The sequence below is a fragment of the Alteribacillus sp. YIM 98480 genome, from assembly GCF_009765375.1.
Lineage (GTDB): Bacteria > Bacillota > Bacilli > Bacillales > Marinococcaceae > Alteribacillus.
This window is the reverse complement of record NZ_VTOK01000001.1, coordinates 161,632-185,634: the sequence shown is the minus strand read 5'-3', so window position 1 is coordinate 185,634 and position 24,003 is coordinate 161,632. Positions and strand designations below refer to the sequence as shown.

Genomic DNA, 24,003 nt, shown 5'->3' with positions numbered 1-24,003 from the left:
CTTTTAACTCTTTTTATTGCAATAGAGCTTATATGCAGTATATAGAAAAATAACGATCACCGGAACAAGGATTTGGGCTTGAAAAAATGGAAGCACCAGAGTGCATAGTATAAAGGCGGAGAGTGAACTCAACCAGGATAGCGATCCCTTAGTAAATAGTTTAATACCTGCAGCCATGGAAAGGATATAAACAAGAATCCCTAAAGAAGTGGGAATAAATAATATATCATTAAATGGAATAGAAAGAGCTTCAGTAATGACAACCCCTGTCCCTGCGAACATAACGACAAACAAGACCATACGTCTTGAGATTTGAAGGCTTGGATGTAACGTTGAAAAATAATCTGGGAATGCCCCATCTCTACTTAGGGAGTAACCAAGCTGCGTCAGACTTGCTACAAAGGCATTTGTTGTTCCTGTACAAATGATGAAAGCAAGAACTCCCGTCATCATATGAGCATTCCAACCAAACGTATCATTCATTATAACGGAAATAGGAGAAAAATTACTCTCCTTACTCCCATACGTTCCTGTTCCAATAGTAATAACACTTAAACAGAAAAAAAGAACACCAATCATTATTACGCTAATCATCGTACTTCTAACAATGTTTCGATGGGAATGTTTAAAATGATTGGATAAGTTACAGATCGCCTCCCACCCAAAAAAAGCCCAAAAAATGACTGTTATGGCAGTTCCAACAGAGGCGATGCCGGAAGGAAAAAAAGGTGTAAATTGGTCCCAGCTTATTCTTGGTATAGCCAAAGTAATCGTTATAACTAAAAGAAAAAATAAACACCCACTCAAAAATAACGCTGCTGTGCCGCTAACACGAATGCCAAAATAGTTAGTAGTTCCGGCAGCGGCCAACATCATTAAAGCCGAGATCATAATTTCCAGTTGGGAAAAATGAAAGGCATTCCCTAAATAATAGGCCCCTGTTAAAGCAACAATCGTTTGTCCAACAGCTGCTGTAACAAAATAGAACCATCCAATAATATTTCCTGCGTGTTCTCCAAATGATTGTCTTACAAAAGTGGCAGCTCCACCAGCATCTGGATATTCACGTGCTAAGCAGGCAAATGAATAAGCAAGAGGGAAGCTGATGATAATCATGATGATCCAGGATAATAAGGATGCCGGCCCTGCTATAGAGGCCGTGACACTAGATAAAAAAAGAACACCTGATCCTAAAACTGTCGCAATATATAAAGCAATACCTTGAAATAATCCAATAGATGTATTGTTCACGCCTTCACCTCTTTTCTATAAGCAATATACCAATGAAGACATGAATTTTCTTCTGTTTTTTTGCGCTTTAATTCATTAAAATTATAAAAAGCAGCTCTTATTAAAGATGGGGGCTGTCCCAACAAATCAGTTCTCAGCAAACGCAACTGGCTTTCCACTGCCTCGTGAGCAGCTGACTGCGGATTCTTGCTTTTCCCGCCATATATCGATTGCTTCATCCAAGTAGTTTAAAAAGGGAATGTAATGTGTTTAAACCTCTAGTCTTCAGAATCTGCGTGATGAAAAGAACCTTGTGTTAAAATAGAAATTTATAGAATGAAAGTTTATACCCTAAGCCGCTCAGGAGTGAACGATAGATGGACAAAAAAGACATAGCGGGTATCCGCAGACAATTAAAAGTAGACAATGATTTACTGAAAATCTCCGACATTTTCAACGTATATATCATGAAAGACACAACGGACATTTACCATCACCAAAGTCAGCCGTTTGAAATGCTTGACAGAGATCAACAGGAGCTTTTTATGAACAATTTCAAGAAAGTCCTGACAGGTCAGCTGGATGAAAAATTATTTGAATTAAAATTTCAGCGTGATGCTGAAAACAACAGTCAGCTTATCCTTCACAAAGGATTACTAAGCAGTGACATCGAGGCCTGGAAGGAACAAATGCTGCTTATGACAGAAAAAATGATCAAGGAACATCCGTATGAAAAGGATATTGTCATCTCATTCATCCGCGCCGAGTACTTGAAACCAACGAAACAAAGGAATGAAGAAGCCGAGGAAAGTGAACGGGACGCTGTTTACTCCAACCCCTTTATTCTTTGCAGCATCAACAAAACCGAGGAGCCGAAAAAAGAAATACAGTTCGACTATATCGAGAAGGAATTCAAATACAAGATTGAGGCAGATCCGGTCATTGATCTCAAAAACCCAATGTCAGGATTTCTCTTCCCTTCCATTTCGGATGGCGCCTCTGATGTAAATCACGTTCTTTACGCGGCAGGCAAAGCCAATGAGCCTGACTACTGGTTTATTGAAAATGTATTGAACGGAGAAGACATTATGACAGCGAAAGAAGACAAAGCGGTGTTCGAGGAAGTTATCAAAGACGTCATAGGAGACCAACTCAACCCCTCTACCCTCGCCAATGTGTACGGAGAAATCAACCGTGTTGTCGAAGAAAGTGAAGAGGACGAACCACCAACACTTGACTACAAAGACGTAGAGCGTGTTCTAAACCAAAGCGGGGAACAAGTCGATGCTGAAAAAGTAAAAACTGCTTTCCAGCAAGTCACCACTGACGAAACCTACGAGCTAAAAGCAAGCAGCATCGTCCCCAAATACAATTCAAAATCGATAAAAATCAATACAAAAATCGCAAACATCTCAATCAGCCCCCAGGATCTGCAATACGTAAGGCAGGTTAACTATCAGGGGAAACGCTGTATTATGATTGAAGTGGAAGAAGATGCGGAGGTTGACGGGTTTAAAATGCTGCCGGAAGCTTTTGGAGAATGAGCCTGCCATGGCCGTTTTCCCTATTAATTTAGAGACAAACAAGGAAGGATCACTTTATTGATTCTTCCTTGTTTGTTTATTAGCTGCTTATTTTAAAGTTTCACCTCGTGTTTCAATCTACAGATTTTTTCTTCAAACCACGACACATTTTCCCTAGGGTTGAGTGATAAGTAGATACTTTTAAGAAAATGTTCGTATCGAAAAGACATTGTTTATTTGATTACAGCAGCCTATCTAACTTCAAATGAAAAAGAACCTTCAATCCAAAGAAAGATCAAAGGTTCTATATTTATTGACTATTATTTACTCTCTTCTCTCATTCATTGCTTTAATATGGCTTACACTCTTTCTAATTCCCTTGTTTCTATATCCGAAGTGTTATCTTCTTTCGGCGAGTCTTCGTCTAAACCAAGCGCCTGCGTTGTTGCAGCATGAATTTCGTGGAAAAGTTCTGGGTTTTCTGCTAGTGACACGCCATAAGAAGGAATCATTTCTTTTATTTTCGGCTGCCACTCTTCCATATGCTGCGGGAAGCATTTTTTTATAACCTCGAGCATAACGTGAACAGCAGTAGAAGCACCTGGAGAAGCGCCTAGTAATGCTGCAATCGAGCCATCAGCGTCCGTAATCATTTCTGTACCAAATTGAAGTGTTCCTTTGCCGCCATCCTCAGTATCTTTGATAACTTGTACACGTTGGCCGGCTACGACTAAATCCCAGTCCTCACTTTTGGCGTTCGGGATAAACTCACGTAACTCTTCCATGCGCTGTTCTTTTGATAACATCACTTGCTGAATGAGATATTTTGTCAACGGAATGTTTTTAGCGCCTGATGCCAGCATCGTTATGAGATTATCCGGTTTTACGGAAGTTCCCAAATCTAACAATGAGCCAGTTTTTAAAAACTTTGGTGAAAAGCCGGCAAACGGTCCAAAAAGCAGTGACTTTTTGTTATCGATATATCTTGTATCAAGATGTGGAACAGACATTGGCGGAGCACCAACTTTAGCTTTGCCGTATACTTTTGCATGATGCTGTTCTACAATATCTGGATTGTTACACGCCATAAACAGTCCGCTTACCGGGAATCCTCCAATATGTTTTCCCTCAGGAATACCGGATTTTTGCAGTAAATGCAAACTTCCTCCCCCGGCGCCGATAAAGACGAATTTTGCAGTATGGCGTTCGACCGTACCGCTATCGAGATTTTTCACTTTCAATTTCCATGACCCGTCACTTGTACGTTGAATGTCATTAACACTATGTCTGTAATTTATATCAACATTATTACTCTTTAAGTGGTCAAACAACATACGCGTTAAAGCGCCAAAATTGACATCGGTTCCAGAATCAATTTTTGTTGCCGCAATAGGTTCATTTAAAGTTCGATCTTTCAACATAAGCGGAATCCATTTCATCAGTTTTTCCGGGTCATCGGAAAATTCCATTCCTTGGAACAGAGGGTTGTTTGATAGGGCTTCAAAACGATTTTTCAAAAACTGTACATTTTGTTCCCCATGTACGTAACTTAAATGAGGCAATGACATGATAAAGTCCTGCGGATTACGGATCAAATTGCTGTTTACAAGATAAGCCCAGAACTGTCTGGAAAGCTGAAACTGTTCATTAATTTTTACAGCTTTGCTAATATCTACGGATCCATCCGGCTTTTCGTCGGTGTAGTTAAGCTCGCACAGTGCAGCATGCCCCGTCCCCGCATTATTCCATTCGTTAGAGCTTTCCTCTCCTGCGTCTTGGAGCTTCTCAAACACCGTAATATTCCAATCCGGTGCTAATTCTTTCAGAAGCGTCCCCAAAGTCGCACTCATGACTCCGGCACCAATTAAAATAACATCTGTTTCAGTTTGTCTGTTACTCATTTTTACCATATCCTTATTCCCTAGATTTGCAGAAAGGATTTAGGCGCTCCTATTCAAGCATCACAAGCCAAGGCGCAATCTAGGAACACCTTTTCCGTATCAGTAATAACAACTTAATTATAGTGTATCACTATTAGTTATAGATTAAAATATCAACTATTATATAATAGTTATAATAAGATTTTGAAGCTGCTTATTATAACTTTTCACCATGATACATGTCTGGGAATCCATGTTCATATTTAGTTGAGATGAAAGCCTTGTCCTTTAATAATATATCATTCATACCCTCTAAATCATGCTATTTTAAGTCCCTTTTATACGAATTATCTATTCTCTTTAGCCCTTTTATTCAGAGTGTCTAAAAACTATTGATCACTACTTTCCCAAGCAAGAAAAATTGGGTTGTAATATCATAATACGCCTGCGTGCCGAATCCAAGTTTTTATTATACCAACATTAATCTATTATTTAAATAAACCATATTTTCCAAAGTGTGTATAAAGAAAAAACCATACTCTTTTACATTCTTCTAGTTTTTTAGTTCAGGATGTGCATACTCAAAGAAGCTTTCGCGTTCTTCTTTTATGATGGTTTCCAGTTTTTCTTTCACGAAGTCACGGACCATTTAGTCTAATTGATTTTCTAAGTTATTTTGTCCTATACTAGTAGACATAGGTAGGGCATCTCCCCTCGAGTTGATTTGGTCGTTAATTCCGAGGATACCCCACCTCTTTTTTTTGCCTCAAGGATCTTTCACAAACTATCTTACGCTATCTTATAGTTTTATTAAAAATTCAATTGGTATCACTCTTTTAGACTACATCCATACAGAATGTGGATCAGTTTAACGTTCAACTCGAGATCATTCTTAAAAAATTGATCGTTTTCTATTTAAACCCAATAGCTGCTTACACCATGCTTTCGGGCTATAAATGATCATCTTCATACCTTTTATGCTTCCCATAAATTATTGAGCATACCCATCATTATCGGGAAAATGGCAGTCTTCATATTTTTTAGAATGACAATCAGATTGCCGCTCATCATCACCCTTTTTCAGACTGGGGCAAGTCCAAAAAATTAACACGGACAAGGGAAAAATAAAGCCCACGGCATGGTACCAATTCCTTGAAATTCTCCCCTCCCTGTACAAATTGTGACTTCTGGCATAATCACACATATACTTTCACCTCAAGTTGGATTCTAGTCAGTTTATTTTCCACGAACCTCTCTTACTTAAATTTTCTTTCCCTAATATAACCGATTCAATCTTTTGTAACTTGTAATATTTACATTATGTCGTTATCTTTTAAGACTAGTATCAATGCACCTGGGACGTAAACGATGTTGTAAAGCCTGTTTTAATTTTTAGTAATTATCCTCTACAGACAAGGCAAGAGGTTATGGATTGAGAACGTATTTTCAATGAAAATTGAATATGAAGTCACTGGATGCTGTCATTACTTTAAGGTGAAGAATTTAAAAAGAGATTTATTATATTCCGTTTGATCAAAGTACGAACATAAAGAGGGGTGATGATCCATTATTAAATCAAAGATATTTTCCGAATCAATTGTGGATCAAAACCTGTATCCCCCCCTGTTACTATAATGTATTTGATTTAATATTGAATCAAAATCTCTTCCTGCGCTTTCCGTAAACCTTAAAATGAAACAAAAAATTATACATTCGCCCTTAAATTATTGGCATGTTTTTTGCATTAATACAGCGTGAAACCAAAAAATATTGGAGGGAACGATATGCATAAAACAGAAACGACAGAAAAAGTGCTTGCAGCAATTGATGATATATGGGAAGAAGAGCTGCTGTTTTTAAAAACGATTGGCTCGTTTAAAAGCACATTGGGAAATGAAAAATACATTCAGATGTATATTAAAAATCATATAGAAGAGATGAATTTGAAAGCGACTTCATTTATTCCGGATCCAAAGCGGCTTTCGTCTTATCAAAATTACGGGCATGTGGAATGGTCGTATGAAGACCGTCCTGTGGTAGTTGGTGAGTGGAAGACCAACCAACCTAAAATCGGAAAAAGCTTAATACTCCAGGGACATATAGATGTGGTCAGTGCGGAGCCGGAACATTTGTGGAAACATGATCCCTACAATCCTACGATTGTTGGTGACAAAATGTACGGCCGCGGCATTGTGGATATGAAAGGTGGAGTTGCAGCAATGATTTATGCTGTAAAAGCTCTTCAGAAAGCCGGAGTTACATTAGGGGCCGATCTTCAGATTCAAACTGTAATTGAAGAGGAATGTACCGGAAATGGCGCTTTGGCCTTGCTGGATAAAGGGTTTGTTGCGGACGGAGCCTTGATTCCTGAACCGACTACGCTCCGAGCCATGCAAGCTCAAGTAGGTGTGTTGTGGGTAAGAGTGAAGGTCAAAGGAAGCGGTGCTCATGTGGAACGCGCCGAAAAAGCGCAGAACGCTATTATCAAAGCAGCCTATATAATTCAGGCGCTTGAAGAATACAGAGAGCATATTAACTCCAGGCCGAAACATCCTGATTTCTCCAACCATCCGCATCCACTTAATGTGAATGTCGGGACCATAAACGGCGGTGATTGGCCTTCTAACGTTCCGTCTGAATGTACATTGGAAGCACGAATCGGTTTTTATCCCGGTGAGAATCCTGCTGACATTCAAAGAGAAGTAAAAGAGTGGATATTAAAAGCGACTGAGAAGGACACCTGGTTGAAAGAAACACCTCCAGAGGTCACATTTTATGGATTCAGCGCGCCTGGTAGTTCCCATTCACCTGATTTGGAGATATTCGACAGTCTGAACAACGCTCACCAGCTTGCGACAAACGAGTCAGTGGAACAGACTGCTTTTACAGGAACTACTGATGTTCGCGCTTTCGATGAGTTCGGAATACCAGCCGTTTGCTATGGACCGAGCGGAGGGAACATGCACAGCGTAGATGAGTATCTTGAACTAGATAGTTTAAAAATACTTACCAAGTCTATTGCAGCTTTTATACTCAATTGGTGTAAAGAAGAGCAGCCAAGTGAATAACCAGACGAATCTGCTGCCCTCTTCCTCACAGGGTAGGGCAGCTACAAATATTTGTAAAAAGGGGCATATCTATGTTTATTAGCGAAACAAATCAATCGATCCTGGTACTCATCATGCTCGTTTACGGAGTAGCTATTCTAGCTTATTCCTATTATTTTTATAGAAGAACACGGACGTATGATTCGTTTAATATGGGCGGACGTTCCATGCCGCTTTTGCCAATGATTTTAACCATTGTTGGAGGAGCGGTCGGTGGATCGACCGTCCTAGGATTCGTGACAAATGCTTATTTGTTAGGGATGGGACAAATATGGAACGTTGCATCTCTAGCTTTTTCAGTGGTTATTTTCACACTATTCTTTCTAAAAAGAATACGAAAAGCAGGAGATGAACATCAGCTTTTCTCGGTAGGGGATTATGCAGCAATTCGTTATGGGAATGCAGCTCGTTATCCTGCTTTTATCGGAAATATTGCTGCCCTTGGAGCTCTTACCGGTTTACAGTTTGTTGCGCTGGCAACTGTTTTCAATCTTGTGTTTGGCCTTGAAATGACCATAGGAATTATCGTTTCCTGGATCTTTATTACTCTAAAAACGTATCTGGGAGGTCTTACAGCTGTTATCTGGACCGATGCCGTGCAAGGTACCATTCAGACGCTCGGTATCACTATTTTATTTTTCTTCATCTATTTTTTGACTGGCGGGTGGAGTAATGTTTCTGAAAATGTTAGCCAGACCGCAGATCTTCAGGCTGAATTTCTAAATCCTTTTACCATGCCGATTTCAGAAATCCTCATTCCTTTCCTGACGATCGGTGCTGCCACATTAGTAAGGCAAGATATGTGGCAGAGAGTATGGGCAGCAAAAAATATTAGAACATCTGTTATATCCAACTGGCTGGCTTGTCTTGTTATCTTTATCACTGGTGCTTTAGTCATCATTATTGGTGTGTTTGCCAATGCTGGGCTAGGGATTGCTGCCGAGCAGCCTAATCTGATTTATTATGAAGTCATTTTTGGAGCCATTCCATTTTGGTTTGGATCTGTTATGCTTATAGCATTGGTTGCCACAATTCTTTCGTGCGCAGATTCCTTCTTTATTGCCGGGTCGACAACAATGGTCAGTGATATTATTAAACCTTTGCTGAAAGTAAAATCAGATGCGAAGCTGCTTCGTTACAGTAGGTTAATGATTATTGCGATGTCCGTGATCTCTCTTATTCTGGCCTTGGCTATTCCACGATTAGTGGAACTCTGGATGACAGGTTCTGCCATTCTCGTTGCGGCTTTGCTGGCTCCCATTCTGATAGGGATGTTTTGGGAAAAGCCTGGCAAGCTGGCAGGAGTTGCTTCCATGTGGTCCGGGCTTATTTTAACATTAGTGTGGCAGTTTGCAGGACAGCCTTTCGGGGTCCATCCTGTCTTTGTTGGATTTCCCCTTTCACTGATTGTATTATTAGCCATTACATTTTTCCAAAACAATGACAATTCGACCAAAAATACGTCAGAAGACTGCTCGGCCTAAAATCTTAAATCATAAGTCCTTGGCTTACACAGGATTTGTGGTTTTTCCTATAATAATTTTGGCATTGAGGTCTAGCTTCAGCGCACCATCTATCAGGGTTAAATAACTTTTCGTCATAAAAGGCACAAAACTTTTTGCCTGAAGAACATTTACCTGTCGATCCTGACCAGTGTGCTTATGCTTTTTTCTTAGAGATGATATGATAAACATATCGAAAAGGATCGCAGGAGGATATTCGGTGTGGTATATACTCAATTATTTTACAATCCAACATTATTAGCTGTCCTAGATCAGCTTCCAGTCGCTATATTTGTTGCAGATGCCCAAGGCAATGTAATTTGGAACAACAAACGCAGCGAAGAAGGCATAGGGATACCACGGGAAAAAATAAAGGGGGAACATGTAGCGGAGCTTGAGAAAAGAAACATCTTGAATCCTTCGCTCACACGTTTGGTGCTGGAAAAAAGATCGCCAGTTACCCGAGTACAGGAGCTTAATGCGAATGTTAAGCGTGTTACGGTTAGCGGGCCGATTTTTAATGAAGATGGTAAAATAGATATTGTCATTTCTGTGAGTCATTCCTTAGATGAGATTGATCAAAACGGAGATCAGATAGATGAATTGAAGGAACTGCTGCAAACATATATGTGCCAGTTACAGCAGGTGTATTCGCTGGATGCCAAATCTGTTGCCGAACGAACGATCACAGGGAACAGCAAGGCCGTGGAGCACCTAAAGTATTCGATTCAACGGGTTTCGGATCTCTCATCCACCGTGCTTTTAACGGGTGAAACAGGAGTCGGTAAAAGTTTTGTGGCACAAGTGATCCATCAATCGAGCAACCGAAGTTCCGGTCCTTATTTATCAATCAATTGCGGCACAATACCGGATTCTTTATTAGAAAGTGAATTATTCGGTTATGTAAAAGGAGCTTTCACCGGAGCCAGTCAGACAGGCAAATCCGGACTTGTAGAAGCTGCTGAAGGTGGAACATTGTTTTTAGATGAAATTGGCGAATTACCCTATACCATGCAGGTGAAACTACTTGAATTATTAGAAGATAAAACCTTTATGCCCATTGGCGGCACGAAAAAAAAGGCAGCAGATATTAGAATTATAGCTGCTACTAATCAACCATTAGAAAAGATGGTGGAAGAAAAACATTTCAGATCTGATCTGTATTACAGGTTGAATGTCTTCGGTATCAACATTCCACCGTTACGTGAGCGAAAAGAAGACGTCTCTACGCTTGCTTATATTTTTCTTCATCGATACAACAAAGAGTACGGGAAATTTATATCTTTATCGAGTGAAGCCGTGGATCTTCTTACACAGTACAAGTGGCCAGGCAACATACGCGAACTGGAGAATGTGATCGAACGAACCGTTGTGTTTTCCCCTGAGGAAGTGGTTAGACCTAATCACTTACCAGGATTCATTCAAAAGGAAACACTTCTACCGGAGAACATGATTTTTCAAAAGCACAGCGATGAGATATTATATGACTTTCTAGAAAGAGCTGAAAAAGCCATCATTTTTCTAACGGCAGAACAACACCCCAATACACGAGAAACTGCCAAAAGCCTGGGCATGACCCAGCCAACCCTTATCCGGAGGATGAAAAAATACCGAAATTTCGGAGAAAATGAATGATACGCGGTGTTTCACAGACCGAATCGATAATGCTTGGCTTCCAGATAAGCCTTGATACCTTCCTTACCGCCTTCACGCTCCAGCCCGCTTTCTTTTATGAGCAGACGGATGAATTAAATTATTCTGACCGGATTAGGATTGACTCAGTTCAACATCTATCCATTACTTTTTAATGCCACCGTAAAAAGAAAAGGACGAAACCTACATGAGTAAGCAGACTGCCGTTCTATTCTGATGTTAGTCTAGATGAATGTCGGGATTGCTTATTAGTCTTTAAGAAACCACCCATTGCTTTTAGCAGCAATGGATGGTTTTCTTTCTATACATTATAACTCACTGTAACGAAGTAATTCGATACCCTGGCTACCTATATACTCTCTTATTGCACCATAAATAGTCGGAGGTTCTCCTCTCTTTGTAACACTGTCCTTATAAGGAATATGGAAACGATTCATAGAATGCGGGGCCACATTTATCAAATTTACCAGTTCGCATGTGCTCCTTTACTCATTCGCCTTTCCGAAATTGATTTCCTCCTAAACATTGAGCGATAAATACGTTAATTGCAATCCCTAGCGACATAAAGATCACAATATAGACGGATAAAAAGATGTAACTGAAGCGGTTACCGTCAGTACATTGTCTGGATGTTTAAGTGCCTGCTGCGGTCTAGTGTATGCTTCACTGTCACTGTAAATTAAAATCTGATCCCCCTAAATTGGCTTGGTGTCAGCATGTTGTTCTTTTTGAAAGTTGTTATAAAATGTGATTCACTATTGAATCCACATTTGAAAGCAATCTCCGCAACGCTTAAATCTGTATTATGTAATAAATATTTAGCTTCATTTAGTCGGAGCTGTATAAGGTAGTGAATGGGGGTTTCTCCCATATCTTTTTTAAAAACACGCAAAAAATAATAAGGGCTTAAGTTCACTTCTGAAGCAATATCATCCAGGGTAATACTATCCTGAAAATTATCTTTTAAGAAAGATACTGCCCTTTCAATGATATCGGTACCGTCCATTTTCTTATTCGCGTTTACGTTATTTAATTCATACAACATTTGACTGATTTTAATAGATATAAGCTCTTCATTTATGTTTTTAACCCTGCTGAGATCTATTAATGTATCCATCAATTGGTGTAAAAATGTGTTTTCAATCCCCTCAAATATACATCCATGCTTTTCATAAAGATGTTCGTAATAATAATCGCTTGCGTTTCCAGTAAAATGAAACCATTTAAAATGACAAGAGCCTCTTGAAAAATAAATATGAGGTTTATAGCAATTTAACAACACCAGCGAATTTTTATTAGCAATATATCTATTCCCATCAAACTCTACTTGGATTTCCCCCTCCTCCACCACCATTATTAAATAGCTATTCCAATTATCGCGGTTTATATAGTAATCCGCAGTCGTATAAAAATCACCAGCATATATGAGATAGTACAAGGCCTGTTTTGCCATTTCACTCGGTGAAAAAAAGTACATTTGCGATGTTGGTAATACTCCCTTTTCGTACATCTTCTCCCCCCATTTTGTTACATAGTTAGGTTTCAGTTTAACACGTGTTTTGCATTCTTTTATTATAACTCAATTTTAGCAATAAATTGATGCTATACCTTCCATTACTTTTCATACAAGAGTTAATTCCCTGCAGTTTCCAATATTATAATGACGCCCAAATTCTTAATCAACAAAATAAAAAAGCAATATTTCTAAACTAATCAGCAATTTACTTTAATGACAACGTTTTCAATATTATATAAACTTGCAGTACATTCACTGAAACAATATTACATATAAGGAGTGATTATGTGGACGTACGAATTGGACTTGTGGGAGCAGGATGGATGGGAAAAGCTCATACGAATGCTTTCGTAAACGCCTTAATGGCTTTTGGCCCTGACTATGGTAAACCCGTTTTTGAAATGGTATCTGATGTGAATGAAAATGCAGCAAAAAATGCAAGCGAACAATTAGGCTTTTCAAGGTACACAACAGACTGGAAAGACATTGTTACAGATAAGAAGGTGGATGTCGTTGATATTGCAACGCCAAACGCCTTTCATTATGAAATAGCAAAAGCTGCAGTAGAGAACGGAAAACATGTATATTGTGAAAAACCGTTAACCTTAACTGCTGAACAATCAGTAGAACTGGCAGAGCTCGCTAAACAAAAAGGATTTGTCAATTATGTTGGTTATAACAATGTGATGAATCCAGCTAACGCGTATATCAAAGAGCTTGTTGATTCAGGAAGATTAGGCAGGATTGTCAAATTTACTGGAACGTATGACCAAGATGGATTATTGGACGAATCGATCCCTATTTCCTGGCGCCACATTAATAAATTTTCTGGTTCTGGAGCATTAGGCGACCTTGGTTCACATTTGCTTAGTATTTCACAATTTATCCTTGGCAATATTCAAAGTGTCAATGCACTATCAAAAATAGTAATTAAAGACAGACCGGTAAAAGAAGGATCCTCTGAATTGGCTGCAGTAGAGAATGACGATGTAATATCCATCCTTGCAAACTATGAAAATGATGCGTTGGGAACGATATCATCAAGCAGAGTTGCTGCTGGGAGAAAGAACTTCTTAACATATGAAATTCAGGGAACGGAAGGGACAGTTTATTATTCCCTTGAAAGAATGAACGAAGTGAATATATATTTTGCTTCTGATAACGCTGCGGACAGAGGTTTTCGACAAGTGTTTCTAAGCCCCGAACACAAAGGGTATAATGCCTTTTATCCTACTGCAGGAAATGCAATGGGTTATAACGATATGAAAGTGTTAGAGGCACATGAGCTGCTATCAGCTTTATCAAATGACACTCCATATGTTTGCGATTTTGAATTTGGAGCAAGCATTGATAAGACTGTAGATGCTATCCTGAAATCTGCCAAAGAGAAGAAGTGGATTGATGTTAGTAAAAAAGGAGGAGTTACCGTATGAATGTTAAAGTAGGCACCGCACCAGATTCTTGGGGAGTATGGTTTCCAGAAAATGAAAAGCAAATCCCCTGGGAAAGATGTTTAGATGAGATGGAGAAAGCAGGGTATCAAGGGGTCGAACTCGGCCCATGGGGGTATCTTCCAAACGAGTATAGTAAATTAAAGGAAGAATTAGAAAAAAGGAATTTAACATTAACAGCTACGACATTAGTTGGCGATTTGACCTCTAATACAAAAACGGATGAGATGATAGCATTACTCGATGAAATGAGCGAACTGCAATTAAAGTTTCCGACTGCTCAATATGTGGTTTTGATTGATGAATGCTATACAGATTTATTCACGGGAGAACTTGTCCGCTCTCCAGATTTAAATGAAGAAGAATGGAAACAATTCGTCAGCAACATCGATAAAATGAAAGACCACGCAAAATCTCAATATGGGTTAGAAGTTGTTTTTCATCCACATGCACAAAGTCATATCGAGACAGAGGAACAAATGGAAAGGTTGTTAAGAGATAGTGATATTAACCTTTGTATAGATACAGGCCATCACGCTTATACAGATGGTGACCCGGTAGCCTTTATACGAAAACACCACTCCAGAATACCATACCTGCATCTTAAAAGCTGTGATTTTGAAGTGAGAGACAGAATGCAGAAAGAAGGATGGTCTTTTGCCAAAGCGGTTAGTGAAGACGTCATGTGCGAACCGGCAAAAGGGGTTGTTGATTTTGAAGCGTTTGCCCAAGTATTAAAAGATATTGACTTTGATGGTTGGGCAATTGTGGAACAAGATATGTATCCCGCTCCGTTTGATAAACCTTTTCCAATTGCAAAAAGAACGTATGATTATTTAGAGACCTTGTTTCGAAAAGAATATATGAATATCTAGAGAGCTTGCCTAAAGATTTATACAGGAAGTACTTGGTAGAGACTAAGTACTTCTTGTAAACTACTTTATATTTTCAAGCTGGTTAAAGACGTACTTTAAACTAAATTCCATCCATTCAAATTACATGTTTGTTTTGTTAAGTTATAACAATATACTTAATCCACCTACTTCATATATCCAAGATAGAGCTGCTATCAATAAAGCTGTCCTATAGTTTAATTAAGAATTACAGAGCAATATCTTAATATCAATTCCCGTTGTTTCTTCACTTTAATGAAAGCGCTTAATACTTAAGTTATGGGGGGGATAAAATTGAAAGTACATTCGGAAATAAACAATAAGAGGCAAAATAACAGATATATCATTACAGTTGTCTTAACTGTTGCATTAGCCGGCCTTCTTTTCGGGTATGATACAGCCGTTATATCCGGTGCAGAACAATCTATCCAAAAGTACTTAATCGATGGTTTGGGGCTTGGATCCTTTGCTCATGGGGTAACCGTTTCTAGTGCTCTATTAGGGTGTGTGTTAGGTGGCATGATTTCCGGTTTCCTCGCAAATAAAATAGGAAGAAAAAATACATTAATTCTAGCTGCAATCTTGTTTCTCATATCTGCATTAGGTAGTGCTTATCCTGAGCTGTTATTTTTTACTATCGATAACCCAACCTTCAATTTACTGCTCATGTTCAACCTTTACAGGATATTGGGTGGTATAGGAGTAGGAATGGCTTCGGCTATAGCTCCTGTTTACATTAGTGAAATAACACCTAAACAAAGTCGTGGAAAGTTTGTGGCCCTATATACACTATCTATAGGGATTGGTGCAGGATTAGTATATGTAGTGAACTTAATGATTGTAACTGGGCAAAGTTCGGCCTGGATCGATGATATTGGCTGGAGATATATGATTGCTTCTGAAACGGTGCCTGCCTTGCTATTTTTTGTATTACTGTTTTTTGTTCCAGAAACCCCGAGGTACCTTTCTAGTAAAAAGGATTATAATAAAGCCTTTGTTATACTAGAGAAAGTAAACGGTTCCAAACAAAAGGCCCAAGAAATATTAGATGAAATAAAATACTCATTGAATAAACAAGCAACAGGGAAAATTTCTATCTTTGCGTATGGAAAACTAGTCATATTTATAGGTATATCTATCGCAATACTGCAGCAATTGATCGGGATTAATGTTATTTTATATTACGCCCCTCGTATTTTTGAAGAAATGGGTGCTGGCCAAGCGGCCTCTATGTTCCAAACAGTTATTGTTGGGACAGTAAACGTCATATTCATGGCATTGGCTATCTTGTTTGTTGATAGCTGGGGGAGAAAGCCATTACTCATTGGAGGATCGATTGGCTGTGCGATAAGCTTATTCAGTGTCTCAGCATTAGCATCTTTTGATATCTTTGGGATCACAACGTTAGTGTTCATTTTATTGTATGTCGCCTGCTTTCAAATGTCTTGGGGAGTCGTGACGTGGGTCCTGGTTTCTGAGATATTCCCTAATCGTATACGCGGCCAGGCAATGTCCATTGCAGTAGCTTTGCATTGGTTAGCTAATTTAACTATTTCATCCACTTTCCCTCCACTAAATGAACTTTTTGGTGCTATGATTTTTTCCATCTATGGTTTTATTAGTCTATTAGCTATGTTCTTCATATGGAAAATGGTTCCTGAAACGAAGGGTAAAACTCTAGAGGAATTGGAAGAAATCTGGAGGAAAGAAAATAACGAAAGTAAAGAAGTTATAGAAGCCTAAGACTTCCTCCCACTTGAATATTCACTATAAAAATACCTCCCCTCGCGCCCACCAAGAAAGGGACTGTTCTATAAGTCGGTGACAACTGCCTTATAAGGGCGTCCCTTCTTTTAATGTATATTAGTAATGTCTCTGCCTTGAAGTTCATCCTAGATATCAAGATGTGTAAATGAATAAAAATGTATTTCCTACCGATTTTCTTCCTTTTTAACTAGTTAACATATTGAAAGTTCCAGCCTTCAAACTGGCCCCGGTCCCCGTTAGAAACCCTGAAGGCGGGAGGAAACGTCTCTCTAGCTTTAGTGAAAGCATTGTCAACACGGCCGACCAGTACGAAGTTGACCTTGAATTTTTTGATTACATTCATTGGTTCAACAACATTCGCATTCATGGATCACTAGATTACTTAACACTTGCTGAATATAAGTCAATGAACCTTTAAATATTTGTCAAGTTTAATGTTGACATACCGCCTGTATAGTCACGATGGCATAAGTGACAAAACAAATGGAGATATTGAAGATAGAAAGAGAAAGTATATCAATATGCTGGCTCATGAACTTATTACACATGAAGAGTATCGTGATAATGTTGAAACTTAAAGTAATTAGATTAATGGCTTACTGGCGAAAAAGAACGAATTGGTATCGTCGGTTCTTACCTTTCTTAACTTTGATGAACTAACTTCTGACATCTTACACCGATTGATTAATCGAATCGATGTTAAGAAAGATGGTACGATAAGAATTCACTATCGCTTTTTCGCACCATAAATTTAATAGAATTCTTTTAAAACTATCTGTAAGACACATTCAATATAAGCATCAAATTTTTTTGTTACGGTGTTGCTATACTAAGAATCACGATCTAACTTTGTACTATTAAACAAACGTTCCAGATTATCTAATAGACGATACTTATTCCAAAATGGAGTTTATACGCAAGTGGACTATTAATTACATCCATGTGTTGTTGTGCAAACATGTTCTTCCTGTTCTAAATATACTTAGCCCTTTATGTTATTACTACGTTTACAAGCTTTTAAATAAAAATCAAACTTTTGTGCTGCGTCCTCAATAGAACCTAATGCATAATATCCTTCTTTTGCTGCTCCAACGACAGAAATTAATGGAGAAGAAAGAAACTCTAGCATAAATTGTACCTCGTTTAAATCAGGAGGATTATCAAATTGTTGGTTATTTTTCAACAGTAAATAGATTTCACGAGCTTGTACAATTCCTTTAGTAAAAGGATCACTACTTTGCTCAGATAAACATTCGATTATTGCCCGAAGCAAAAGTCCTTCTCTGGTTATTTTTTTTCGGTCTTCTTCAAGAACTTTTAAGTCTACCAAGCCACTCTGTTCCAATATTTTCTTGTAGGAATCTGATTTTAATGGTACTTTAACATGATGTCTAATTAATTTTTCCAACGAGTCAACATCAATTAAAGCTACTTCTCGATTTTTTGCTCGATCAATCAATCGTTTGCCTTGAAATTTTATACCCACTATTACAGCATAATTTGCTCCATGCTTGTTTTTATGCTCAACTATAGTATCAAAATCAATTGAACTTTCTGAAATCACACTATGATAAGTTGATTTCGCATCCACTGTTACAGAGTATGCAAATTTGGGGGCTGTTGGTGCATTTAGAAGAATGTCCGTTTTTCCTGCACCACCTAAATGTTCAACTTTGAACCCCAATAATCTAAATGCCACCTCTAGGGCCTTTTCAAAACGCTCTGGGTTTGAAGAATCTTTAGATGCTAATTCTAATTCATTTAAACAGTTATCTACATAACTTGAGTTCTCATATTCAATTTTAGAACTATCAGTTTGTGATTTTTCTATGGTATTTAAGGAAACATGTTCTTTTATTAACTCATAGAAGTTATACCCACGAATTGTTAATCCATACAATTCAGTGCCAATCTCCTGAATTAATTTAGCCGCTTTTAGAATGTGTAACCTTTTGCGAAGTTCTGTATGGTCTTGATACGAAAAATTATAAGAAACTTTACCTCTAGTAGAAAGTTCTTTAAGGCTTAACTCTTCTTGAAAAAGTTCAGCAAGTATTTCAAATACAAAGTTAAATTTGCGATTAACACAACAGGCAAAATCTAATTCAAAATTATCTGTGGGGAACTTATTACCCAAGCTAGTTGTTTGGTACTGTGTTTTAGTTTTTCTTTCAATAAAGTCTAAATTAGATAGTGTCGTTAATAGTGAATTAACCGAGCTGTCTTTAATACCGTAAGTTTCATTCGAATAATTATTTATTTTTGTAATGTCAGTTGGATTAGCCATTAGTAATAAATAGTCATAAACAGTTTCATGCATTACATGTACATTTCCTGGAAGATATCCAAGGCCGTTTTTCCTTTGTAACTTTTCTTCAGCAGATAAATCACATAACTCTAATGCCCACTTTGATATAGGCACTTCTGCTTCATTTACCGTACTATCGAGTTCAACCTCTATATTTTCATGATTAAAGTAACCTACTAAGCTGAGAAATTTTTTACCCAATTCAGTGATACTATATGTGTATGAAAAATCCTCATACGTGACAAGTTCTAGATCCCTTAGCCAACCTAGCCTATTATGTATTTCGGATTTCTCTTTCCACGGCAATTTGTAATCATTTTTCGCTATCTCTCTTATTTCTTGAATTTGAGCAGAATTTTTAGATAATATATGAAGAATCTCGGAAAAAAATCTAATATTAGCATTTAGAATAGCCGCTAAATATAAATTATCCCCTGAATCTAGCCATTTCGAAATTTCATCTGACATTTCCCAATTGCCATTTAGTCTTTTTTTAACAATACCAGTAGGACGCAAAAAAACAAATAAACGGTCTAATGTATCTTTTCTATTGCTACCTTCAATTTCTATTGGCTTAGTATAAGGTTTATTTTCTTTGAGTGCAGTTAATATAACTTTTAATGATTCTGGGTACCCATTTGAACTACGTGGAATCTTCGGCATTGAGAAAACTTTTGTATCCCACTCTCTTATATTAGGATACTCCGATGTCTCAATAAGGTACATATAAAACTCCTCACCCTTCTAAATATTATGTAATATTTTTTAATCTAAGTATCATTAATGTTTTAATTAATGTCAACATATTTTTTATTGTTTGTAAGAAGTTATTAATTCCTCTATCAAAAACATCCATACCCGCATTGTAAGAAATTATATCAGTATTCAACTCAGTTTTTTATATTATATATTAGATTCGTTTGTATTTAGATTCTTAAATAACTAACATAATTTCTTTCCGTCATAACCTACGAATTGAATAGAAGCAGGTAATCCCTTATTGGGAACCTGCTTCTTCTTTTAAAACTATCTGCGACACACACTCAACATGCACCGTTTGTGGGAACATATCCACAGGCTGAATCTCTCCAACCTTATAGCCGTTCTTCACCAAATACTTTAAATCACGTGCCTGCGTTTCCGGGTTACAGGAGATATACACGACCCGCTTCGGCTTGAGTTTAACCAAATTAGACAAGAAAGCTTCGTCGCTCCCACTTCTAGGCGGGTCCATAAATACCACATCTACATTTTCACCACGTTCCGCCATCTGTACCATGAACTCTCCAGCGTCACCTTGATAGAATCGGGCATTTTTTACGCCGTTACGCTTTGAATTACGAATGGCGTCACGAACCGCACCTTTATTAAGCTCCACGCCAATGACCTTGCCAGCTCTCTTGCTTGCAACCAGTCCAATCGTACCGATTCCACAGTATGAGTCTATTACGGTCTGCTCTCCAGTTAGCTCTGCCATTTCAATAGCCCTTGTATATAGCTTTTCTGTCTGGACTGGATTAATCTGATAGAAGGACTTCGCTGAGATCTCGAATTCTAATCCACAGAGGGTGTCTGTTATGGTTCCCTTGCCGTATATCACTTTTTCCTGATCGCCAAGCACCATGCTGTCATTCCTGTCATTTATGTTCAGCAGTATGGTCGTAATTTCTGGATGAGTCTTTCTTAGTGCTTTAACGAAATTATTCTTCCCCTTAAACACTGGTGATGCGGCTACCATTACCACCATGATTTCACCGCTCATTTTTCCCACCCTTATCAATACGTGCCGCAAAAAGCCCTGCCCAGTGTCTTCGTTGTACGGCTGCATTTTAAAGGACTTCATCATTCCCTTGATGGTTTGAATAATCTCATCCGCTTTTGGATCATGGATGATGGACCTTTCCATTGGTATGATCTGATGAGTATTTTCGGCGTATAGTCCACTAATAATCTGTCGCTTTTTATTCAAACCGAATGTCATAACATTTTTATTCCGGTAACCATACGGATGTTCCATGGTTATGATGGGCTCTGGCTTTCCAAAAGGCTTCATTAGTTCATCTATGATTTTCTGTTTGAAACGTTTTTGCGCCTGATCGTTCATGTGGTGAATCTGACATCCTGTACCCTCGTGATAATAAGCGAATGGTGGATGGGCACGGTCTTCTGAAGGGTTAATCAACCGCTTTAACTCCGTGTTGAAAAAGCGTCCTTTTTTGGAAACGATCACTTCAGCTGTTTCACCAGGCAACAGATTCGCTACCTCAAGCTGCTTCCCTTCCCACTGGACAATCCCTTTACCTTCACTTGTCAGGCCTGAGCAAGTTACCTCTATGGTTACACTATTCTGGCCACGCCCTTTTTTATTGGACACACTAGGCTTGCCATTGGATTTTACATTTTTTCGATTGCTCTGTGGTGGAGGTTGTTTGCTATTCTGTTTTTCAGATTGATATTGTTTATTTCTGGATTTTTTATATCCGCGTTTCTTTTGTTTAGTCATAAGGTACTACCCAACTTTTCTTTTACTTTGTTTGACATTCCATTATAAACTACCCAAAGCTGGCAGTAAAATGTACTAAATATAAAAGCGAAGTTAAGTCTTCCGGCTTACTGGTCTGTACAATAACAATTAGCTCTTGAATTTTTCACCCTAACACTGCAATCGAACGGGTAACAACAACTTTATTATTCCAGAAGCTGCTATTTCCACAAATGTTTATTCAAATGGCAAGACTTTATTATGTGTTTATACATTTAAAACTACCTTAGCCACACTCTCCACATGTGTAGTCTGCGGAAACATGTCAACAGGCTGTACTTCCTTCGTTGCATACCCGCCTTTTTCTAAAATCTTTAAATCCCTGGCCAAGGTTGCTGGGTTGCAGGATACGTAGACAATGCGTTCCGGTTTCATGGAAAGCATGGTGTCTAATAGTGTTTCATCGCAGCCTTTTCGGGGCGGGTCGACGACGATGACATCGGGCTGGATGCCGTGTGCTTTGTGCCACCAGGGAATCACTTCTTCTGCTTCTCCGACGGCAAAATCGACATTATCCATTTTATTTAAACGAGCGTTCCGCTTTGCATCGGATACTGCTTCTGGCACGACTTCCACTCCATAAACGTGTTTAGCTTTTTGAGCTAGAAACAGGGAAATGGTGCCGATGCCGCAATATGCGTCAATGACGGTTTCGTCTCCGCGAAGTTCTGCGTATTCGAGTGCTTTGTCATAGAGGACTTTCGTCTGTTCGGGATTTACCTGATAAAACGAGCGTGCCGATATTGCGAATTTAACGTCGCCGATGGTGTCATAAATATATTCTTCGCCCCATAATACATTCGTTTTGTCGCCAAATATTACATTGGTTCGTTTGTTATTGATGTTTTGCACGATCGAAGCGACGTTCGGAATGCCTTCTCGAATTTCTTCTATTAAATTTTTTTTATGTGGAAGGTCTGGACCGTTTGTGACAAGCACGATCATGAGCTGATCGGTATTTTTTGCGTAGCGGGTAACGACATGGCGGAGCGTGCCGCGGTGTTTTTCTTCATCATACGCTTTAATGTTATATTTATCAGCCATTTCCTTTACAGCCTGGACCGGGTCGTCGTTTTCTTTTTGCTGGATGATGCAGGCTTCCATGTCAATAATGCGGTGCGAGCGTTTTTGATAGAAACCGGCCTTTAAGTGGCCGTCTTCTCTTGTTCCGATTGGCACCTGTGCTTTGTTGCGGTAGCGCCATGGATCATCCATGCCTAGAGTAGGATAAACCGTCACATTTTCCAGACCGCCAATACGGGTTATAGCGTCTTGGACTTGCTTTTGCTTGTAACGAAGCTGGGCGTCGTAGGTCATGTGCTGGATCTGGCAGCCTCCGCACTCGTAATAAATCGGACAAGGCGGATCGGTCCGGTCTTCGCTTTCTTCGATTCGTTCCATTAATCTCCCAAAACCGTAATTTTTTTTTGTTTTTATCACTTTAATTTCTGCTTTTTCTCCAGGGATGCCGTATGGCACAAATAACGGATAGCCGTCGACTTTGGCAACCCCCGCCCCGTCATGGGTGAGGTCTTCAAACACGGCGGTGATCATTTCATTTTTTTGAACCGGTGCTTGGACTGCTTTTTTCTTTTTCATTGATGCTGACCCTTTCTTTTTCCGTACTAGTTAAGATATGAGCCATTGTATCACAAAAAAGGTTTTTTAAACTTGGGTTGGGAGTTTATCAGCGATTTTGCTGCAGTTATCAGCGAGAAATTCGTTGGTTCGAGCGAAAAAAATGTCGCTTCAATCGAAAAAAGCAGCTTTATCAGCGAATCCCCTCCCCAAACCTCAACTCATATTTTGCCCCGCGGTTTGAGACTCCCACCCGAGTAAAACCGTGCGATTGCAGGATCCGTTTTGCAGTGTGAGAAGATGAAACATTTAGAAATATCCTTGCTTCCTTATTCGAAATCATCGAAGAAAAAAGCAGGTAATAATCACGGAGAGCTTGAAGGTGTGCTGTTTTGGAACGGTGATCGCACGAGGGGCATTGCCAGCTGCCGTGCTTCCTATTCATAGAGAAGTGAAAACATTCTGGACATTGTACTCCCTTTATTACGTGGGAAGTATCTATTCCATATTGTTTTAAGATATCTTGATTTCTATCATTGTGGGCTTCAGTCAATAACATCGAAAGAGACTCTAATTGGGAATGGCTAAGAAGCCATTTGGGGTAGTGACGTTGGAGGTGCTTAATTTTATTAGGAAGAAGAGACCCGTGTATTACGTTTTCATACATTTTCTGTCCTGTTCGTTTCAATACAGAATGATTATTTCCGATAACGACTAGTGTTTCAATTGGAACAGAGAAAGCATCCTTTTGCTGAATCCAAGTGGAAAGCTGGGCTTGCTGCCTGCTGACCTGGATCAGGGGATGAAGAAATGCTTCTTCTTTCTCCCCGTCTTTTCGTATAAATTGGGTAAAATCTGCATCAAAAATTAACGTCCCGGAGATATTTTTCACTTCTAAAATAAGAAAAAAGGACGGAGACAATATTAACGTATCGATCTGAAAGTGATGGGAGCCGTCGAATATAAAACTGGTGTGAGGGGAGAAAAGTTAGTGGATAGTCTATCGACTGTTCGCCTTTATAACCAGCGAACCATTTCGCTGCGTCTTTTTCA

At 38.8% G+C, this 24,003-nt stretch carries 14 protein-coding genes and 2 pseudogenes; 8 read left to right on the top strand and 8 right to left on the bottom strand.

Going from position 1 to position 24,003, the window contains the following annotated elements:
- Nucleotides 1-3 precede the first annotated feature (3 nt).
- A complete protein-coding gene (locus FZF09_RS00790) occupies nucleotides 4-1,251 on the bottom strand; it encodes an APC family permease (RefSeq protein ID WP_158734668.1) in 1,248 nt (415 codons plus the stop codon).
- A gap of 356 nt (nucleotides 1,252-1,607) precedes the next feature.
- Between FZF09_RS00790 and FZF09_RS00785 the strand changes: the two genes are divergently transcribed.
- On the top strand, nucleotides 1,608-2,774 hold the full coding sequence (locus FZF09_RS00785) for a DUF4317 domain-containing protein (protein ID WP_158734667.1): 1,167 nt from the start codon (nucleotides 1,608-1,610) through the stop codon (nucleotides 2,772-2,774).
- Between the two features lie 338 nt (nucleotides 2,775-3,112).
- On the opposite strand, the gene FZF09_RS00780 is transcribed toward FZF09_RS00785, so the two are convergent.
- Together FZF09_RS00780 and FZF09_RS00775 are read right to left on the bottom strand one after the other, a co-directional pair.
- Entirely contained in the window at nucleotides 3,113-4,654 is a 1,542-nt protein-coding gene (locus FZF09_RS00780; RefSeq protein WP_158734666.1) for a malate:quinone oxidoreductase, read from the bottom strand.
- A 535-nt stretch (nucleotides 4,655-5,189) separates the two neighbouring features.
- Nucleotides 5,190-5,330 (bottom strand): annotated as a pseudogene (locus FZF09_RS00775) (IS256 family transposase); the annotation flags it as partial.
- A gap of 1,087 nt (nucleotides 5,331-6,417) precedes the next feature.
- On the opposite strand from FZF09_RS00775, the gene FZF09_RS00770 reads away from it, so the two are divergent.
- From FZF09_RS00770 to FZF09_RS00760, 3 genes are all read left to right on the top strand, one after another.
- Nucleotides 6,418-7,701: an ArgE/DapE family deacylase gene (locus FZF09_RS00770; RefSeq protein WP_158734665.1), complete on the top strand. Its 1,284-nt coding sequence runs from the start codon at nucleotides 6,418-6,420 to the stop codon at nucleotides 7,699-7,701.
- A gap of 71 nt (nucleotides 7,702-7,772) precedes the next feature.
- Nucleotides 7,773-9,224 (top strand): sodium:solute symporter family protein, encoded by a 1,452-nt coding sequence (locus FZF09_RS00765; protein WP_158734664.1) that lies wholly within the window; start codon nucleotides 7,773-7,775, stop codon nucleotides 9,222-9,224.
- A 240-nt stretch (nucleotides 9,225-9,464) separates the two neighbouring features.
- Nucleotides 9,465-10,877: a sigma-54 interaction domain-containing protein gene (locus FZF09_RS00760; RefSeq protein WP_158734663.1), complete on the top strand. Its 1,413-nt coding sequence runs from the start codon at nucleotides 9,465-9,467 to the stop codon at nucleotides 10,875-10,877.
- Between the two features lie 697 nt (nucleotides 10,878-11,574).
- Here the strand turns inward: FZF09_RS00760 and FZF09_RS00755 are convergent.
- Nucleotides 11,575-12,405, bottom strand: a complete 831-nt coding sequence (locus FZF09_RS00755; protein ID WP_158734662.1) for a helix-turn-helix transcriptional regulator — start codon at nucleotides 12,403-12,405, stop codon at nucleotides 11,575-11,577.
- A gap of 293 nt (nucleotides 12,406-12,698) precedes the next feature.
- On the opposite strand from FZF09_RS00755, the gene FZF09_RS00750 reads away from it, so the two are divergent.
- From FZF09_RS00750 to FZF09_RS00735, 4 genes and pseudogenes are all read left to right on the top strand, one after another.
- A complete protein-coding gene (locus FZF09_RS00750; RefSeq protein ID WP_233269353.1) occupies nucleotides 12,699-13,844 on the top strand; it encodes a Gfo/Idh/MocA family protein in 1,146 nt (381 codons plus the stop codon).
- Nucleotides 13,841-14,737, top strand: a complete 897-nt coding sequence (locus FZF09_RS00745) for a sugar phosphate isomerase/epimerase family protein (RefSeq protein WP_158734661.1) — start codon at nucleotides 13,841-13,843, stop codon at nucleotides 14,735-14,737. The genes FZF09_RS00750 and FZF09_RS00745 overlap by 4 nt, the downstream gene beginning before the upstream one ends.
- 312 nt (nucleotides 14,738-15,049) lie before the next feature.
- A complete protein-coding gene (locus FZF09_RS00740) occupies nucleotides 15,050-16,498 on the top strand; it encodes a sugar porter family MFS transporter (protein WP_233269352.1) in 1,449 nt (482 codons plus the stop codon).
- 334 nt (nucleotides 16,499-16,832) lie between these two features.
- Nucleotides 16,833-16,940, top strand: a pseudogene (locus tag FZF09_RS00735) (IS3 family transposase); the annotation flags it as partial.
- A gap of 564 nt (nucleotides 16,941-17,504) precedes the next feature.
- On the opposite strand, the gene FZF09_RS00725 reads toward FZF09_RS00735, so the two are convergent.
- From FZF09_RS00725 to FZF09_RS00710, 4 genes are all read right to left on the bottom strand, one after another.
- Entirely contained in the window at nucleotides 17,505-19,556 is a 2,052-nt protein-coding gene (locus tag FZF09_RS00725; protein WP_158734658.1) for a restriction endonuclease, read from the bottom strand.
- A gap of 271 nt (nucleotides 19,557-19,827) precedes the next feature.
- Nucleotides 19,828-21,333 carry a 23S rRNA (uracil(1939)-C(5))-methyltransferase RlmD gene (gene rlmD, locus FZF09_RS00720; protein ID WP_158734657.1) on the bottom strand — a complete coding sequence of 502 codons (1,506 nt, stop codon included), beginning with the start codon at nucleotides 21,331-21,333 and terminating at the stop codon, nucleotides 19,828-19,830.
- A 246-nt stretch (nucleotides 21,334-21,579) separates the two neighbouring features.
- The gene (gene rlmD, locus FZF09_RS00715) at nucleotides 21,580-22,971 is read right to left on the bottom strand and encodes a 23S rRNA (uracil(1939)-C(5))-methyltransferase RlmD (protein WP_158734656.1); all 1,392 of its coding nucleotides are present in this window, start codon (nucleotides 22,969-22,971) and stop codon (nucleotides 21,580-21,582) included.
- Nucleotides 22,972-23,143: 172 nt separating this feature from the next.
- A complete protein-coding gene (locus FZF09_RS00710) occupies nucleotides 23,144-23,914 on the bottom strand; it encodes a nuclease-related domain-containing protein (protein ID WP_370514412.1) in 771 nt (256 codons plus the stop codon).
- Nucleotides 23,915-24,003: the final 89 nt, after the last annotated feature.

Coding starts and splice junctions, on each gene's coding strand:
- FZF09_RS00780 (WP_158734666.1), bottom strand. CDS start 4,654: ATGAGTAACAGACAAACTGAAACAGATGTTATTTTAATTGGTGCCGGA.
- FZF09_RS00765 (WP_158734664.1), top strand. CDS start 7,773: ATGTTTATTAGCGAAACAAATCAATCGATCCTGGTACTCATCATGCTC.
- FZF09_RS00725 (WP_158734658.1), bottom strand. CDS start 19,556: ATGTACCTTATTGAGACATCGGAGTATCCTAATATAAGAGAGTGGGAT.
- FZF09_RS00745 (WP_158734661.1), top strand. CDS start 13,841: ATGAATGTTAAAGTAGGCACCGCACCAGATTCTTGGGGAGTATGGTTT.
- rlmD (WP_158734657.1), bottom strand. CDS start 21,333: ATGACTAAACAAAAGAAACGCGGATATAAAAAATCCAGAAATAAACAA.
- rlmD (WP_158734656.1), bottom strand. CDS start 22,971: ATGAAAAAGAAAAAAGCAGTCCAAGCACCGGTTCAAAAAAATGAAATG.
- FZF09_RS00770 (WP_158734665.1), top strand. CDS start 6,418: ATGCATAAAACAGAAACGACAGAAAAAGTGCTTGCAGCAATTGATGAT.
- FZF09_RS00785 (WP_158734667.1), top strand. CDS start 1,608: ATGGACAAAAAAGACATAGCGGGTATCCGCAGACAATTAAAAGTAGAC.
- FZF09_RS00755 (WP_158734662.1), bottom strand. CDS start 12,405: ATGTACGAAAAGGGAGTATTACCAACATCGCAAATGTACTTTTTTTCA.